At 73.5% G+C, this 13,684-nt stretch carries 16 protein-coding genes; all 16 read right to left on the reverse strand.

The genetic code is table 11. From position 1 onward, the window contains the following. Window position 1: 1 nt before the first annotated feature. Window positions 2-289 carry a flagellar FlbD family protein gene (locus tag O2W16_RS17025; protein WP_269160005.1) on the reverse strand — a complete coding sequence of 96 codons (288 nt, stop codon included), beginning with the start codon at window positions 287-289 and terminating at the stop codon, window positions 2-4. 189 nt (window positions 290-478) lie between these two features. After that, window positions 479-1,777, reverse strand: coding sequence for a flagellar hook protein FlgE (locus O2W16_RS17030; RefSeq protein WP_269160006.1), 1,299 nt, complete (start codon window positions 1,775-1,777; stop codon window positions 479-481). A 54-nt stretch (window positions 1,778-1,831) separates the two neighbouring features. Next, window positions 1,832-2,287 carry a flagellar hook capping FlgD N-terminal domain-containing protein gene (locus O2W16_RS17035; protein ID WP_269160007.1) on the reverse strand — a complete coding sequence of 152 codons (456 nt, stop codon included), beginning with the start codon at window positions 2,285-2,287 and terminating at the stop codon, window positions 1,832-1,834. A gap of 15 nt (window positions 2,288-2,302) precedes the next feature. Beyond that, the gene (locus O2W16_RS17040) at window positions 2,303-3,739 is read right to left on the reverse strand and encodes a flagellar hook-length control protein FliK (RefSeq protein WP_269160008.1); all 1,437 of its coding nucleotides are present in this window, start codon (window positions 3,737-3,739) and stop codon (window positions 2,303-2,305) included. Beyond that, on the reverse strand, window positions 3,736-4,686 hold the full coding sequence (locus O2W16_RS17045) for a transglycosylase SLT domain-containing protein (protein WP_269160009.1): 951 nt from the start codon (window positions 4,684-4,686) through the stop codon (window positions 3,736-3,738). The genes O2W16_RS17040 and O2W16_RS17045 overlap by 4 nt, the downstream gene beginning before the upstream one ends. Then, window positions 4,674-5,144: a flagellar export protein FliJ gene (locus O2W16_RS17050; RefSeq protein WP_269160010.1), complete on the reverse strand. Its 471-nt coding sequence runs from the start codon at window positions 5,142-5,144 to the stop codon at window positions 4,674-4,676. The genes O2W16_RS17045 and O2W16_RS17050 overlap by 13 nt, the downstream gene beginning before the upstream one ends. Before the next feature lie 10 nt (window positions 5,145-5,154). Then, window positions 5,155-6,483: a FliI/YscN family ATPase gene (locus tag O2W16_RS17055; protein ID WP_269160011.1), complete on the reverse strand. Its 1,329-nt coding sequence runs from the start codon at window positions 6,481-6,483 to the stop codon at window positions 5,155-5,157. Further along, the gene (locus O2W16_RS17060) at window positions 6,480-7,331 is read right to left on the reverse strand and encodes a FliH/SctL family protein (protein ID WP_269160012.1); all 852 of its coding nucleotides are present in this window, start codon (window positions 7,329-7,331) and stop codon (window positions 6,480-6,482) included. Before O2W16_RS17060 ends, O2W16_RS17055 begins: the two co-directional genes overlap by 4 nt. Then, a complete protein-coding gene (gene fliG / locus O2W16_RS17065; RefSeq protein WP_269160013.1) occupies window positions 7,315-8,391 on the reverse strand; it encodes a flagellar motor switch protein FliG in 1,077 nt (358 codons plus the stop codon). Before fliG ends, O2W16_RS17060 begins: the two co-directional genes overlap by 17 nt. Before the next feature lie 136 nt (window positions 8,392-8,527). Then, entirely contained in the window at window positions 8,528-10,081 is a 1,554-nt protein-coding gene (fliF, locus tag O2W16_RS17070) for a flagellar basal-body MS-ring/collar protein FliF (protein ID WP_269160014.1), read from the reverse strand. After that, entirely contained in the window at window positions 10,081-10,407 is a 327-nt protein-coding gene (gene fliE / locus O2W16_RS17075; protein ID WP_269160015.1) for a flagellar hook-basal body complex protein FliE, read from the reverse strand. Before fliE ends, fliF begins: the two co-directional genes overlap by 1 nt. 2 nt (window positions 10,408-10,409) lie before the next feature. Continuing rightward, a complete protein-coding gene (locus tag O2W16_RS17080; RefSeq protein WP_269160016.1) occupies window positions 10,410-10,814 on the reverse strand; it encodes a flagellar basal body rod protein FlgC in 405 nt (134 codons plus the stop codon). Further along, the gene (gene flgB / locus O2W16_RS17085) at window positions 10,814-11,143 is read right to left on the reverse strand and encodes a flagellar basal body rod protein FlgB (protein WP_269160017.1); all 330 of its coding nucleotides are present in this window, start codon (window positions 11,141-11,143) and stop codon (window positions 10,814-10,816) included. Before flgB ends, O2W16_RS17080 begins: the two co-directional genes overlap by 1 nt. A gap of 283 nt (window positions 11,144-11,426) precedes the next feature. Next, the gene (locus O2W16_RS17090; protein WP_269160018.1) at window positions 11,427-11,804 is read right to left on the reverse strand and encodes a hypothetical protein; all 378 of its coding nucleotides are present in this window, start codon (window positions 11,802-11,804) and stop codon (window positions 11,427-11,429) included. Continuing rightward, entirely contained in the window at window positions 11,801-12,187 is a 387-nt protein-coding gene (fliS, locus tag O2W16_RS17095; RefSeq protein ID WP_269160019.1) for a flagellar export chaperone FliS, read from the reverse strand. Before fliS ends, O2W16_RS17090 begins: the two co-directional genes overlap by 4 nt. A 41-nt stretch (window positions 12,188-12,228) precedes the next feature. Continuing rightward, window positions 12,229-13,587: a flagellar filament capping protein FliD gene (gene fliD / locus O2W16_RS17100; protein ID WP_269160020.1), complete on the reverse strand. Its 1,359-nt coding sequence runs from the start codon at window positions 13,585-13,587 to the stop codon at window positions 12,229-12,231. Window positions 13,588-13,684: the final 97 nt, after the last annotated feature.

A 13,684-nucleotide genomic window follows, 5' to 3' on the forward strand; every position in this document is an offset into this window, starting at 1 on the left:
CTCAGCGCTCTTCTCGGCTCGGGAACGGCACGACCGAGGAGTCCTCGGTGCCCTTCACGGTGTGTGCGGTCGGCATCCGGTACTCGCCGCGGTCCATCTGGAAGGCGACCGCCTGGATGCTGGCCCGGTAGTCGCGGACCGCGCGGACCACCTCGTCGACGGTCTCGGTGACGACGTACTTGGTGTCGTCGCGGAGCGTGACGACGGTGTCGGGGTGGCCCTCCACGCGCTGGATCAGCTCGACGTTGAGCACGAAGTGCTCGCCGTTGAGGCGCGTCAGACGGATCACGGGACTGCTCCAGGGGTTCGGGGTGGCGACGTGCCACGACGGGCCTCGTCGCGCCGCAGTGGTGGCATCGGCGCGGTGAGGGCGGTGCTTGAGCCGAACGGCCCGGTCCCCCCATCGGGGTGACCGGGCCATCCGTGCAGGTGAACGCCTCACTCCCCACCGAGATGGCCACCTCGGTGGGGAGGGGGCTCAGCGCTTGAGCTGGACCAGGTCCTGCAGGATCTCGTCGGAGGTGCTGATCACGCGGCTGTTGGCCTGGAAGCCACGCTGGGCGACGATCAGCCCGGTGAACTCCTCGGCCAGGTCGACGTTGGACATCTCCAGCGCCCCGGCCGACAGGCTGCCCCGGCCGCCGGTGCCGGCCTGCCCGACCAGCGGGTTGCCGGAGTTGTCGCCGGCCCGGAACGAGCTGTTGCCGGCCTTCTCCAGGCCACCGGGGTTGGTGAAGGTGGCCAGTGCCAGCTGCCCGATGTTCTGCCGGAGCCCGTTGGAGTAGATGCCGACGATCGTGCCGTCGTTGGCCAGCGAGTAGCCCTCCAGGACGCCCATCGCCGAGCCGCTCTGGGCGGTGGTCTTGGCCGCGGCGTCGCTCTTGCCGCCGAACTGGGTGAGCGAGGACAGGTCGACGACCACGGGCTTGGTCCAGGCCGCGATGGCCCCGGTGGGAGCCGCGATGGTGAAGGTGGGGGGCGCCGGGGCGGCGAGCGTGCCGGCGGGGAGGTTCTGCCCGGGGTTGGCCGGGTCGGGGTAGGTGGCGCTGCCGTCGGCGAACTGCAGTTCCACCGGCGTCGGGGTCAACGTCGTCCCGGTGGTGGTGTCGACCAGGTTCACCGACCATCGGTTGCTGGCCGGGGCGGCCATCTTGGACATGGTGACGCTGACCGCGTGGGCGTTGCCGAGGTCGTCGTACATCTGGATCTGCGAGCTGACGGCCGTGTCCGTGCTCAGGGCCCCGGCGGAGAGGTTGCCGCTGATCGCCGAACCGGTGGTGGCGACCGGGGCGAGCACCTGGCCGGTCGGGATGCGGAGGTCCTCGATCGGGCCGTTGGGGTCGACGACGCCCAGTGCGTTGGCCATCCAGCCCTGCAGCTTCGCCCCGTCCGGGGTGACCAGGTTGCCGACGCCGTCGGTGTCGAACGAGCCGGCCCGGGTGTAGAGCTGCTCGTTGCCGACCTTGGTCATGAAGAAGCCGTCGCCGCTGATCATGAAGTCGCTGGCCCGGCCGGTGTTCTGGGTGGAGCCCTGGCCGAAGTTCGTGGTGATGCCGGCGACCTTGACGCCGAGCCCGACCTGCGCCGGGTTGGTACCGGCGACGTCGCCGTTGGGCGCGGAGCCGTTGCGCAGCACCTGGCTGAGGGTGTCCTCGAAGACGGTCTGGCTGGCCTTGAAGCCGACGGTGTTGACGTTGGCGATGTTGTTGCCGGCGACGTCGAGCTTGGTCTGGTGGGCGCGCAGGCCGGAGATGGCCGAGAACATGGAACGAAGCACGGTGGAGCTCCTCGCGATCGGTGATCGGTGTGGGGGAGGGCGGGGACGCCGGGATCAGCCGGCGGTGCCGGCCGGGGCAACGGGGGTGCGGACCTCGGGGACGGTGATCTCGGTGATCCGGCCCAGCGGCACGGTCTTGTCGCCGACCACCGCCCGGGGCTCGCTCCCGCCGGTCACGATCACCGAGGAGACCGCGCCGGTGACGGTGGTGCCGTCGTCGGCGGTGTAGGCCACGTGCTTGCCGACGAGCGCGCCGGCGCTCAGCGAGCGCTGCAGGGTGAGCAGCTCGGCGTTCTGCTTCGCGATCTCCTCGAGCTTCTCCACCTGGGTGAAGGTCGCGGTCTGCGCCATGAACTCGCTGCTGCTGGTCGGGTTGCTCGGGTCCTGGAAGCGCATCTGCGCGACCAGCAGCTTGAGGAAGGTGTCCTTGCCCATCTGGTCCGAGCGGTCGGTCGCGGTGGTCGCGGTGGTGGTCGGCGTACCGACGGTCCCGGTGATCGGGGTGGTCATCGCACGGTCTCCAGATCAGACGCGGACGTCCACGCCGGCTGACGTGGACTGGTCGGCGGCCGGGGCGGTACTGCCGCGGCCGAGGGGGTCGGCGGTCTGCCCGTCGCTGGGGGAGCCGCCCTGCTGCTCCGGCCGGCCGGATCGGCCGTGCTGACCGGTCTGGGCGTCGAACAGCTGCTGCGCGGTGCGCGCGCCGGTGCCGGCGTCGCCGCCGTCCGCGCCGACCTCGACGCGGCCGGCGGTCAGCCCGGCGCTGTCGAGCTCGCGGCGCAGGTCGGGCAGGGCGTCCAGCAGCGCCTGCCGGCCGGCCTCGTGCGCGCCGTGCAGGGTCACGTCGAGCACGCCGCGGGTGATCGTGACCTGGACCGACACCGGGCCCAGGTCGTCCGGCGTGAGCACCACGGTCATCGTCTGGCTGCCGTCCAGGGCGTTGTGCAGCACGGCGAGCTGGCGGCCGAGCTGGGCGGCGACAGGGGGCTCCGCCGGGGCCGGCACCGCAGCCCCGGTCGCCGCTGCGGGCGCGACGGTCGGGGTCGGGCCGGGGAGCCCGAACACGCCATCGGCCTCGCCGGTCGATGCCGCCGACCCGGGAGCCGCCGGGGCGGGATCGTCCCCTGCGCTCCCCGACCCGGTGCCCGCCGTGTCCGCGGCGTCGCCGGAGGGCGGCAGCAGCAGCGGCGTTCCCACGGTGTCGGTGGTGGCCGCCGGGTCGGCGCCGGGAGCGCCTGCGGGGACCGGACCGGTCGCCGGGAGCGTCGCCGGGGCACCGGCCGGGTCGACGACGAGGGTGAGCCCGGCGGCCTCGGCCAGCGCTGCGGTCGCGTCGACAGCGGCCGGCACGGCCGCGGCAGGGACGGCCGGGGCGGGCAGGAGCGGGGCGGCCGGCGGCGGGGCCGGAACCGGGGTGGCGGGCGCGGTGGCCGACGCCGGCACCGCAGCCGCGGGCACGCCCGGCAGGGTGGCCGAGCCGTCGGCGGACTGCCCGGCACCGGTGACGGCGCCGATCAGACCGGCCGCGGCGGCCGTCGTCCCGAGGCCCGCGGTGCTCTCCGCGGTCAGCGGCGCTGCCGCGGCCAGCAGCGCCCACAGCCCGGGCTGCAGCGGTACCGGGGGCGCAGCGGCCTCGGTGCCGCCGTCGGTGGCCTTCGCCGCGGGGTCGGCCGTCGGCGGGTCGACCCGGTCGGCGGGGGCGTCGGCGGGGCGGTCGGGCCGGCCGGCGGGGGAGCGGTCCGGGGACCGGACGGCGGAGCGGTCCGCCGCGCGTTCGGTCGCGCGGTCGGCGGCCCGCTGGGACGCGCGCGAGGGGGCGCGCTCGCTGCCGAGCGCGTCGTCGAGGGCGCTGGCGAACGCGGGTGCGCGGTCGCCGGCGGCGGACCGGCCGGTCGCGCCGTGGGCGGCGGCGCCGGAGCGGGCCGGGGCCGAGGTCACCGGCAGGGTGGTCGGGCTGCTCATGCGTAGGCCTCCGCGGCTCTGGTGACCTTCTGGACGTAGGACTGGGTCTCGGGGTAGGGCGGGATGCCGCCGTGGCGCTGCACCGTGCCCGGGCCGGCGTTGTACGCGGCGAGCGCCAGCTCGGTGGAGCCGAACTGCTTCGTCAGGCTGCTCAGGTAGCGGGCGGCCCCGTCGATCGAGGACGCGGGGTCGGTGGCGTCCACCCCGAGGCCCTTGGCGGTGGCGGGCATGAACTGCATCAGCCCGGTGGCGCCCGCGGAGGACCTGGCCGAGGTGTTGAACCCGGACTCGGTCTTGGCGACCGCGGCCAGGAGTGCGGGGGAGACCCCGTGCCGGGCGCCGGCCTGGGTGAAGAGGTCGGCGTAGGGCACCCCGGCGAGGCTGCCGCCGGCTGCGGGGGCCGTGGGGGTGGTGCCGGCGCCCTCGGGCAGCACCCGGCGGATCAGGGTCGGGTCGCCGACGTCCTGCACCTTGACCACCTCACCGGCCTGCGGGGCGGCGATCATCTTGCCGCCGCCGATGTAGAGCCCGACGTGGTCGATGCCGGGCCGGGAGGACGTGTTGTCGAAGAACACGAGGTCGCCGGGGAGGGCCTCGGCCAGGGAGGCGACCGGCCGGCCGGCGGTGGCCTGCTGGGCGGAGGTGCGCGGGATGGCGATCCCGAGGTCGGCGTAGACCCGCTGGGTGAAGCCGGAGCAGTCCAGGCCGGTCGCCGGGTCGGTGCCGCCCCACTTGTAGGGGACGCCGAGGTACTTGGTCGCCGCCCCGACGACCTCGGCGCCGGTGCCGGTCGCTGCGGGGGGCGCCGCGGTCGCGCTCGCCGCGCTGCTGGCGGTGAGGCCGGCGGCGGAGGCCGCGCTGGCCCAGGCGGCCTGCTGGGTGACCGGCGGGGTGAAGCGCGCCTGGATCTGCCCGATCCGGCTGTGCACCGCGATCAGTCCGTCCACGTCGTCTCCTCCCTGCTCGTCTCGTCCTCGTTGGCTCTGCTGGTGCTGTGCTGGCGGGTGACCAGGTCGTCGACCACGCGTTCCTCGGCGGCGTCGGCCGCCGCCTGCAGGGCCGCCACGTGCCGCTCGCGCAGGCGCTCGAGGCCCTTGGTGCGCTGGGCCGCGGCGGTCCACCGGGCGCGGACCAGTTCGGCCTGCTCGGCGTGTGCGACGGCCAGTGACCGTGCAGCAGACACATCGGCAGCCGCGGCGGCCGATGCCACCATCGCGGCGATGAACGCCGAGCCGGTGGGGTGTCCGGGCAGCGCGCGCTCGGTCAGCGCGGCGGCGTCCCGCTCGGCGCGCTCGGCGGCCTCGGTCGCCTCGCGGGCGGCCTGGGCCGACGCGAGGGCGGCGGCCCGCTCCTCGGTCCGGCGCAGCTTCAGCACCGGCTCCAGCCGGAAGGCCGGCTGCTTCACCGCAGCTCGCTCACGCCGTGGTGGCGATCGCGTGCAGTCGGGCGAACGCCTCGGGCGTCGAGGTCGGGTCGTCCACGGTCTGCCGCAGGAAGGCGTCGATCTGCGGCACCAGTCGGCGGGCCCGGTCCACGAGCGGGTCCGAGCCGGTCTGGTAGGCGCCGATCTCGATCAGCTCCCGCACGTCGCGCAGCGCGGCCATCATCCGGCGGACCTCCCGGGCGTCGGTCATCTGCGGCGACGGGACGATGGTGGTGGCGACCCGGGAGATCGACTCCAGCACGTCGATCGCCGGGAAGTGCCCGGCGGTGGCGAGCTTGCGGGTGAGGACCACGTGGCCGTCCAGGATCGACCGGGCGGTGTCGGCGATCGGCTCGTTGTGGTCGTCGCCCTCCACCAGCACGGTGTAGAGGCCGGTGATCGAGCCGGTGGTGGAGGTGCCCGCCTTCTCCAGCAGCTTGGGCATCATCGCGAAGACGCTGGGCGGGTAGCCCCGGGTGGCCGGCGGTTCGCCGGCGGAGAGGCCCACCTCGCGCTGGGCCATCGCCGTGCGGGTGATCGAGTCCATCATCAGCAGCACGTCGCGGCCCTGGTCGCGGAACCCCTCGGCGATCCGGGTGGCGACGAAGGCGGCCTTCAGCCGCACCAGCGGCGGCTCGTCGGAGGTGGCGACGACGACGACGGTGTTCGCCATCCCCTCGGGGCCGAGGTCCTCCTCCAGGAACTCGCGGACCTCCCGGCCACGCTCGCCGATCAGCCCGATGACGCGCACGTCGGCGTCGGTGCCCCGGGTGATCTGGCTCATCAGCGTCGACTTGCCGACGCCGGAGCCGGCGAAGATGCCCAGCCGCTGGCCCCTGCCGACCGGGACGAGGGTGTCCAGGGCCCGGACGCCGGTGGTGAGCTGCCGGTTGACCCGGGCCCGGGTGAGCGCGTTGGGGGTCTGGCTGGTGAGGTCGACGTACCGGGTCGAGCCGCCCAGCGGGGGGCCGCCGTCCATCGGCCGGCCGAGCCCGTCGAGCACCCGGCCGAGCAACGCCTCGCCGACCGGCACCTGCAGGGGCATGCCGGTGGCCCGCACCCGCGCGCCGGAGCGGACGCCGGAGAGGTCGCCCAACGGCATGCAGGTCAGCCGGTCCCGCTGGACGGCGACCACCTCGGCCAGCAGCGGCTGGGGGCCGGTGCGGACCTCGACCAGGTCGCCGACGGCCGCCGAGACGCCCTCGACGGAGAGGGTGAGGCCCATCGCGCCGGTGACGATGCCGGTGAGCTGGGGGCGGGCGGCAGCCCGGGCTCGATCGATCAAGTCGCTGCTGTCCAGCGCGTCGACGGCGGCCCTCACGAGCGGAGCACCTCGCGGACGCGGTCCAGCGCCGCGCTCAGCTGGGCGTCGACCCGCTGGGTGCCGGCCTCGGCCACCGCGCCGGCCCGCTCGACGTCGGCGTCGCCGCGGACGGTGACCGACGCCGGCAGCTGGGCCAGCGCCTCGGCCGGCACCTCGGCGAGGTCGTCGGGGTGCAGCCGGACGACGACCGGCACGTCGTCGGGGCACAGGGTCAGGGCCCGGCGCAATGCGTCCAGGCCGGGCTCCGCCGCCATGGCCAGCTCCCGGCCGAACAGGTCGCCGACCAGGATGACGACGGCGTCCAGGATGCTGTCCCGCAGCTCGTCGACCACCGGCGCGGCGGTCCCGTCCAGCCGCTCGACGGCGGCGCCCATGGCCGCGGTGGCCGAGGCGAGCCGGCGCTCCCAGCGGGCCTGCACCTCCAGGAGACGCTCCTCGGCGGCCTGCTCGGCGGCGCGGACGACCTGCTCGGCGGCGACGAGGCCCTCGGCGTGGCCGGCGGTCCAGCCCTCCCGGCGGGCCTCCTCCCGCAGTCGGGCCAGCTGCTCGGCGTAGACCTCGCCCAGCCGGAGCCCGACCCGGGCGGTGGCGGCCTGGTCGCTGTGCGCCGCCGTGGGGTGCTCGGCGACCGGGGGGACGACGGAGGGCGCCCGGGGTGCCCGCGGCGGGGGGACCGGCGCGGCCGGGGCCGGTGCGACGGCGTCCTGCGCGGCCGGGCGCACCGCCGACGGCCGGCCCCACACCGGCGCACCCTGCGGTGCACGCTGGTAGGGGACGGCGCCGGCCGCCGGTGCCCCGCGCAGCAGCAGGGTCTCGCGTCCGCTGCCGTCAGGCGACGAAGTCATCCTCACCGCCCCGCGAGATGGTCAGCGCACCCTGCTCCTCGAGGGTGCGGATGACCGCGACGATCTTGGCCTGGGCCTCCTCGACGGTCCGGGTGCGGACCGGGCCGAGCAGCTCGATCTCCTCGAGCAGGTTCTCCCCGGCGCGCTCGGAGAGGTTGCGGACCACCTTGTCCCGGACGTCGGGCTTGACGCCCTTGAGTGCGGTGGCCAGGTCGTTGGCCTCGACGTCGCGCAGCACCAGCTGCAGCGACCGGTCGTCGATGGTGACGATGTCCTCGAAGACGAACATCTGCGAGCGGATCCGCTCGGCCAGCTCCGGGTCGCTGTTCTCCAGCCACTCCAGGATCGAGCGCTCGGTGGGCCGGGAGGAGCGGTTGATGATCTCCACCAGCGTCTCGACGCCACCGACGGTCGCCATGTCCTGGTAGGCCAGCAGCGAGCCCATCCGGCGGCCGAGCTCCTCTTCGACCATCCGGACCATCTCCGGGGCGGTGCGGTCCATCATCGCGATCCGGTAGGCGACGTCGGCCTGCTGGTCCGGCGGGAACCCCGACAGCACCTCGGCCGACTGCGGTGCCGGCAGGTGCGCCAGCACCAGCGCGACGACCTGCGGGTGCTCGTCCTTGAGGAAGGTGACCAGCTGCCGGACGTCGCTGTTGCGCAGCGAGGCGAAGGGCAGCTCGGTGTAGACGACGTTGAGCCGGGAGAGGATGCCGTCGGCCTTCTCCTCGCCCAGCCCGGCGGCGAGCACCTCGCGGGCGAACTCGATGCCACCGGTGCCGACGAAGCGACGGGCCTGCATGAGCGAGTGGAACTCGCCGAGCACCTCGTCGACGTCCCTGCCGTCGACCCGCTGCAGCGCCATGAGCTCGCTGGTCAGCTGTTCGACCTCCGAGGGGCGCAGCTGGGCGAGGACGGCGCCGGCCTCCTCCTTGGTCAGCTGGGCCAGGAACACCGCTGCCTTGCGCAGGCCCGGCAGCTCCTTGCGGGGCTTGGCGAGCTGCGCGGACGGCGCCGTCGCCGGCACCCCGACGAGCTGTTCGACGCTGGCGATGCTCACTGCTCAACTCCCTTCGCGATGCTCACGGCAGTCCTCTTGTCCTGGGACGCCACCGGCGCCCACCTCCTGCATCGGCAGTCCGGGGCCCCACCCGGCAGGGCGGCTGCCCCACCGGGGGAGGCCCCGGACCGTGCGCTCACTTGGCGTCGGCGAACCAGCCGCGCAGCATCGTGGCGACCTCGTCGGGACGGTCGCTGACCATCTCCGAGATCTCGCCGCGCACCCGCTCGCGCTGCTGGGCCTCCAGCAGCGCCGTCCGGTCGTCGAGGGCCGGGTCCCGGACGCTCTCGACCTGGATGCGCTCCTCGGTCTCCTCGTCCTCGTACTCCTCGTACTCCTCGCGGTTGCGCCGCGAGCGCAGCCACACGATGAGCACCAGCAGGGCGATGCCGAGGGCGATGCCGCCGGTCTTGATCATCGACCACATCTGGGCGGTCTTCTCCGCCTCCTCGGCGGCCGCCAGGTCGGCGGCAGCGCGGTCGGCGGCGGTCTGGTCGAAGGCCATCGCGGCGACCGTGATGGCGTCCCCGCGGGCGACGTCCAGGCCGACCGCGTTGCCGATCAGGTCCTGGACCTGGGCCTGGTTCAGCGCACCGGCCGCGGCCTGGTCCATCACCACCGAGACGGTCAGCCGCTCGACGGCACCGGGTGCCCCGGCGACGGTCTCCACGGTCTTGTCGACGGCGTTGTTGCGGGTGGCCGTCTCCTTGTCGTAGGCGGACTCGCCGTTGCCGTTGACCCCGAGGTCCTCCGCGCCCAGCACCCCGCCGACGGCCGCGCCGGTGCCGGTGAAGCTCTCGACGGTCGTGCTCTCCGACAGCGCCGGGGTGTCGGCGTTGTAGTCGTAGCTCTCGATCGTGGTGTCGCGCTTGGAGAAGTCCAGGTCGGCGCGGACGGAGACGACGGAGTTGCCCGGGCCGGTGACCCGGTCGAGGATCTGTTGGGCGTTGGCCGCCAGCCGGCCCTCGAACGCCTGCTCCATCTGCGACTGCGCGTCACCCGCGGCGGAGGAGGCGCCCTCCCCGGCGGCGGAGAGGACCGCGCCGGTGGAGTCGGCGACCGTGACGTCGGCCGGGTCCATCTTCTGGATGCTCGAGGAGACCAGGTGGGTGACCGCCTGTACCTGCTCACCGGAGAGGCTGGTGCCGGGAGCGAGGTCGAGCAGGACCGACGCGGTCGGCTTGCCCTCCTCGGTGGCGAAGACGTCGTCCTTGGGCAGCGCGACGTGCACCACGGCCGACCGGACACCGTCCAGCGCCTTGAGCGTGGTGGCGAGCTCGCCCTCCAGCGCACGCTGGTAGGAGACCTGCTGCTGGAACTCGCTGGTGGTGATGCCCTGCTCGTCCAGCAGGGAGTAGCCGGTCTCGTCGCCGGCGGGCAGGCCCTGGCCGCTCATCGCCAGGCGCAGGTCGTAGACCTTCTCCTTGGCCACCATGATCGTCTGGCCGCCGTCGGTGAGCTCGTAGGCGGCTCCCTGGGCGTTGAGCTCCTCCACGATCGCCGAGGCGTCGGTGGAGGCCAGGTTGCTGAACAGCGGCGACAGCGTGGGCGCGGTGACCCACCGGGTGAAGAAGAAGCCGCCGAGGAGCAGCCCGGCCAGCAGCAGACCGATGACGATCTTCTGGCCGGCGCTGATCGTCGCCAGCAGCGTGCGGACCCGGTCCATCGGTCCGGCGAGCGCGGCGGGCATCAGATCTGCATCCGCATGATCTCGGTGAAGGCAGCGACCGCCGAGTTCTTCAGCGTCACCACGGTGTCGGTGGCGAGCCGGGCCTCAGTGCTGGCGATCATGTAGTCGTGGGCGTCCTGCAGGTCGCCGGTCGCGGCCTGCAGCGCGAGTGCGTCCGCGTTGCCCTGCACGGCGTTCAGCGAGTCGATCGAGCCGGTGAGGACGGCGGCGAAGCCACCGTCCCCGGACACGGAGCGCGGAGCAGCGGCGTTGGCCGCCCCGGCGACCCCGGTGACGTCGGTGATGCCGGGCATGCCGATGGAGATGCCTGCGATGGGCGAGGTCATGGTCAGCCCTTCCCGAGCTGGAGAGCCTGCTGGTAGGCCTCGGTGGCGCTCCTGATGGTGGCCAGGTTGGCCTGGTAGCCACGCTGGGCCATCAGCAGCTGGGTCATCTGGTCGCCGAGGTCGATGTCCGGGTAGCGGACGTAGCCCTCGTCGTCGGCCAGGGGGTTGCTCGGCTCGTAGACCATCCGGCCCTCGGCGCTGCCGAGCTCGGTGCCGGCGACGCGCACGCCGCCCTGCCCGGAGCCGTACTGGACCGCCTCGGCGACGACCATCCGCTCCTGGAAGGCGGCCTCGCCCGGTGCGTTGACCGTGTTGATGTTGGCCATGTTGTCCGCGACGGCGTCCATCCACTTGCGGTGGACGAACAACGACGAGCCGCCGATCCGCAGCGTGTCGAAGACCGCCATCACTGCGTCCGCAGGGCGGAGCGCAGCAGGGCGTACTTGCCGTCCAGGGCGCTGATCGACAGCTGGTAGCGCAAGCCGGTCTCGGTGGCGATGACCGTCTCGGTGTCCAGGTTGACGTTGTTCCCGTCGGTCCGGGTCGGGTCGAGGGAGCGGGTCACCGAGCTGCGGCCGACCGCGGGCGTCTCGCCGCCGGCGAGCGCGCTCTGCAGCGTCGACTCGAAGTCGACGCGGCCGGCCAGGAAGCCCGGCGTCTGGACGTTGGCGATGTTGTCGGCGGTCACCCGCTGGCGCTGCTGCAGTCCGGTGAGGGACGCGTGCAGCGCCGTCATGGTCGAGTCGGTGATCACCGGACGCCCAGCAGGGAGCGACGGAGCACGAGGTACCTCCGGGTACGGCGGGAGGCGCTCACAGGGGAACCTGGGAGCGAGGGGGCCGCCGATCCGTGGCGAAGTTGGTGCGTTCCGTGCCCTTGAGTCATCGGCAGCGGCAGCAGCTGTCATGACCCCTTGCACCCGATCGGGCACGTGCAGTCACACAACGCACACGTCCCCCGGGGCCAAAGTCGCGCTTTTGGCCCCGGGGGACGGGGGAGTGCAGGGGTGGCGCGTGGGGTCAGAGCACCCGGTCGATGAAGGAGGCGACCGGGCGGGTGGGTGCGTAGGACATCCGGGCGGCGACGTCCCGCTGCTTCTGCGACTGGGTGATCCGTTCGACCAGCGCCTCGGCGACCGCCAGCTGGTGCTGCAGCAGTCGGGCGGCGCGCTCCCGCAGGTCGTCGGGCAGCGGGCCCAGGTTGCTCGGCGGGATCCAGTCGGTGGACCGGCGGCCCCAGGCCGCGATCTCCTCGGCCCGGCCACGGGCCAGGGTCTCCTCGGCCTCGTACACGTCGCCCTCGAGGGCGTCGAGCACCGCCGGCCAGTTCCGCGCCCCGCCGCCCAGGGCGGGGACGTCCCCGACCCGGTTGCGCCCGGCGGGTGGGCCGCCTGTCATGCGGGAGCCGCTGCGAGGGAGGCCGCGGCCTCCCGCCAGGCGTCGCGCAGCGGCTCTACGATCTTGCGGCAGTCGGCGACCCGGCGCAGGTCACCCTTGACGATCGCGGAGCCGAGCTCGGTGATCAGCCAGTTGTAGAGGGCGGCCAGCCGGGGAGCGCCGTCCCAGGCGTCGATCTGGAGGCTCTCCAGCAGGCCGAAGACGACGTCCTGGGCGTGCTGCAGCTGCTCGGTCGCCGTCTCGCGGTCGCCCGCGGTCAGGGCGGCGTGGCCGCGCTCGAGGTCCAGCGCGAGGCGGTCGTAGAGCATGACCAGCAGTCGCTGCGGGGAGGCGGTCGTGACCGTGTCACCAAGGTAACGGGCGCGGAGGGAAGCGGTGCTCATCGGTTCGGGGCTCCAGGGGAAGACGCGGCAGCGGGTCAGGACTACTTGGAGGAGGACCAGGAGGGCAGCCCGGCGATCTGGGAACTGAGCCAGGCCGCCTGGTTCTGCATCGAGCTCAGCGCGGTCTCCATCGCGGTGAACTGCCGGGTGAGCGTGGTCTTGCGCATCTCGAGCCGGATGTCCCAGGCGGCGATCCGGTCCTCGATGTCCTTGGCCAGGGAGTCCCCGCTCTTGGCGAGCAGCACGAGCGAGCCGTTCGTGCTGTCGCTGGCGCCCTTGGCCAGCACCTCCAGCTGTGCGGCGAAGCCGACCGGGGAGGTGACGTCGTCGGCGTTGCCGCTGATCCCGTCGGTGCCGGCGCTGACGATCTTCTTGTCGGTGAGCAGCGCCTGCGCTGCGGCCGGGTCGCTGCTCAGTGCCTTGGTGAAGACCGCCTTGTCGAAGGTGAGCTGGCCGTCGCGGGTGAGCTCGATGCCGACCGTGGAGGCCGACTTCCCGCCGACGGCCCGGGACATGACGTCGAGGATCTGGGTCGACAGGCCGCGCAGCGTGCTGTCGCCCTTGAGGACCGCCGAGGTGCTCTTCGCGTCGGTGTAGGAGGAGACCGCCGAGAGCAGCGAGTTGGCCGCGTCGACGAAGCTCTGCACCTTGGCGGCAGTCGCGTCCGGGTCCTTGGTCACCGTCACCGTCGCTGCGGCGTCCTTCTTGCTGACCGTGAACGTGGTCCCGGGGAGCACGTCGGTGAAGGTGTTCGTCGAGGAGGTCACGTCGTAGCCCTGGGCGGCGGTCCCGACTCGGAGCGTCGCGTTCGCGCCGGTGGTCAGCTCCGTGACGGCGACGTCCCCGGTCACGGTGAAGGTCCCGGCCGCACCCGAGGTCTTGGAGGTGAGCTGGAGCCGGACGCCGGCGCCGGTGTCGACCGCCACGGCGGTCACCCCGGCGGCGGAGGCGTTGATCGCCTTGACGGCGTCGTTGACCGTCTGGCCGGCGGTCAGCGTGACGCCGACCCCGCCGATGGTGAGGGTCGTCGGGCCGGCCGGGTCCAACGCGGTGTCGGCCGTGGGCCAGCTGTCGCTGCTGTAGACGGAGTGGGTCGCCGCCAGGCTCGTGACGGTGAAGCTCAGCGACCCGGTGGCCGCGCCGGTGGCGGCCGTGGCGGTCACGGAGGTGTCCGAGCTGCTCGCCTTGGTCGTGGTCCAGGCGGTGGCGTCGGTGAGCGCGGCTGCGGCGGTGCGCAGGGCCTCGAACCGGGTGTTCACCGCGCGGTAGGCAGCGGCGTCGGACCTGGTGGCGTTCAGCTGCTGCTTGAGCAGCGTCTGCGGGTTCGCCTCCACCTTCATCAGCTCGCTGATCATCGTCTTGTAGTCGATGCCCGAGATGAGGCCCGTGCTCACGCTCATGCCTGCCATGCCGGTGCCTCCGTGGTTCGGGGATCAGGGGTGGAACGCCGGTGAGGGGGGAGGCCCGAGGGCCTCCCCCCTCACCGGGTGTTCAGGT

The organism is Modestobacter sp. VKM Ac-2984, from assembly GCF_026967985.1.
Classification (GTDB): domain Bacteria; phylum Actinomycetota; class Actinomycetes; order Mycobacteriales; family Geodermatophilaceae; genus Modestobacter.

Coding starts and splice junctions, on each gene's coding strand:
- O2W16_RS17090 (WP_269160018.1), bottom strand. CDS start 11,804: ATGACAGGCGGCCCACCCGCCGGGCGCAACCGGGTCGGGGACGTCCCC.
- O2W16_RS17035 (WP_269160007.1), bottom strand. CDS start 2,287: ATGACCACCCCGATCACCGGGACCGTCGGTACGCCGACCACCACCGCG.
- fliE (WP_269160015.1), bottom strand. CDS start 10,407: ATGACCTCGCCCATCGCAGGCATCTCCATCGGCATGCCCGGCATCACC.
- O2W16_RS17040 (WP_269160008.1), bottom strand. CDS start 3,739: ATGAGCAGCCCGACCACCCTGCCGGTGACCTCGGCCCCGGCCCGCTCC.
- fliS (WP_269160019.1), bottom strand. CDS start 12,187: ATGAGCACCGCTTCCCTCCGCGCCCGTTACCTTGGTGACACGGTCACG.
- O2W16_RS17080 (WP_269160016.1), bottom strand. CDS start 10,814: ATGGCGGTCTTCGACACGCTGCGGATCGGCGGCTCGTCGTTGTTCGTC.
- flgB (WP_269160017.1), bottom strand. CDS start 11,143: ATGACGGCGCTGCACGCGTCCCTCACCGGACTGCAGCAGCGCCAGCGG.
- O2W16_RS17060 (WP_269160012.1), bottom strand. CDS start 7,331: ATGACTTCGTCGCCTGACGGCAGCGGACGCGAGACCCTGCTGCTGCGC.
- fliD (WP_269160020.1), bottom strand. CDS start 13,587: ATGAGCGTGAGCACGGGCCTCATCTCGGGCATCGACTACAAGACGATG.
- fliF (WP_269160014.1), bottom strand. CDS start 10,081: ATGCCCGCCGCGCTCGCCGGACCGATGGACCGGGTCCGCACGCTGCTG.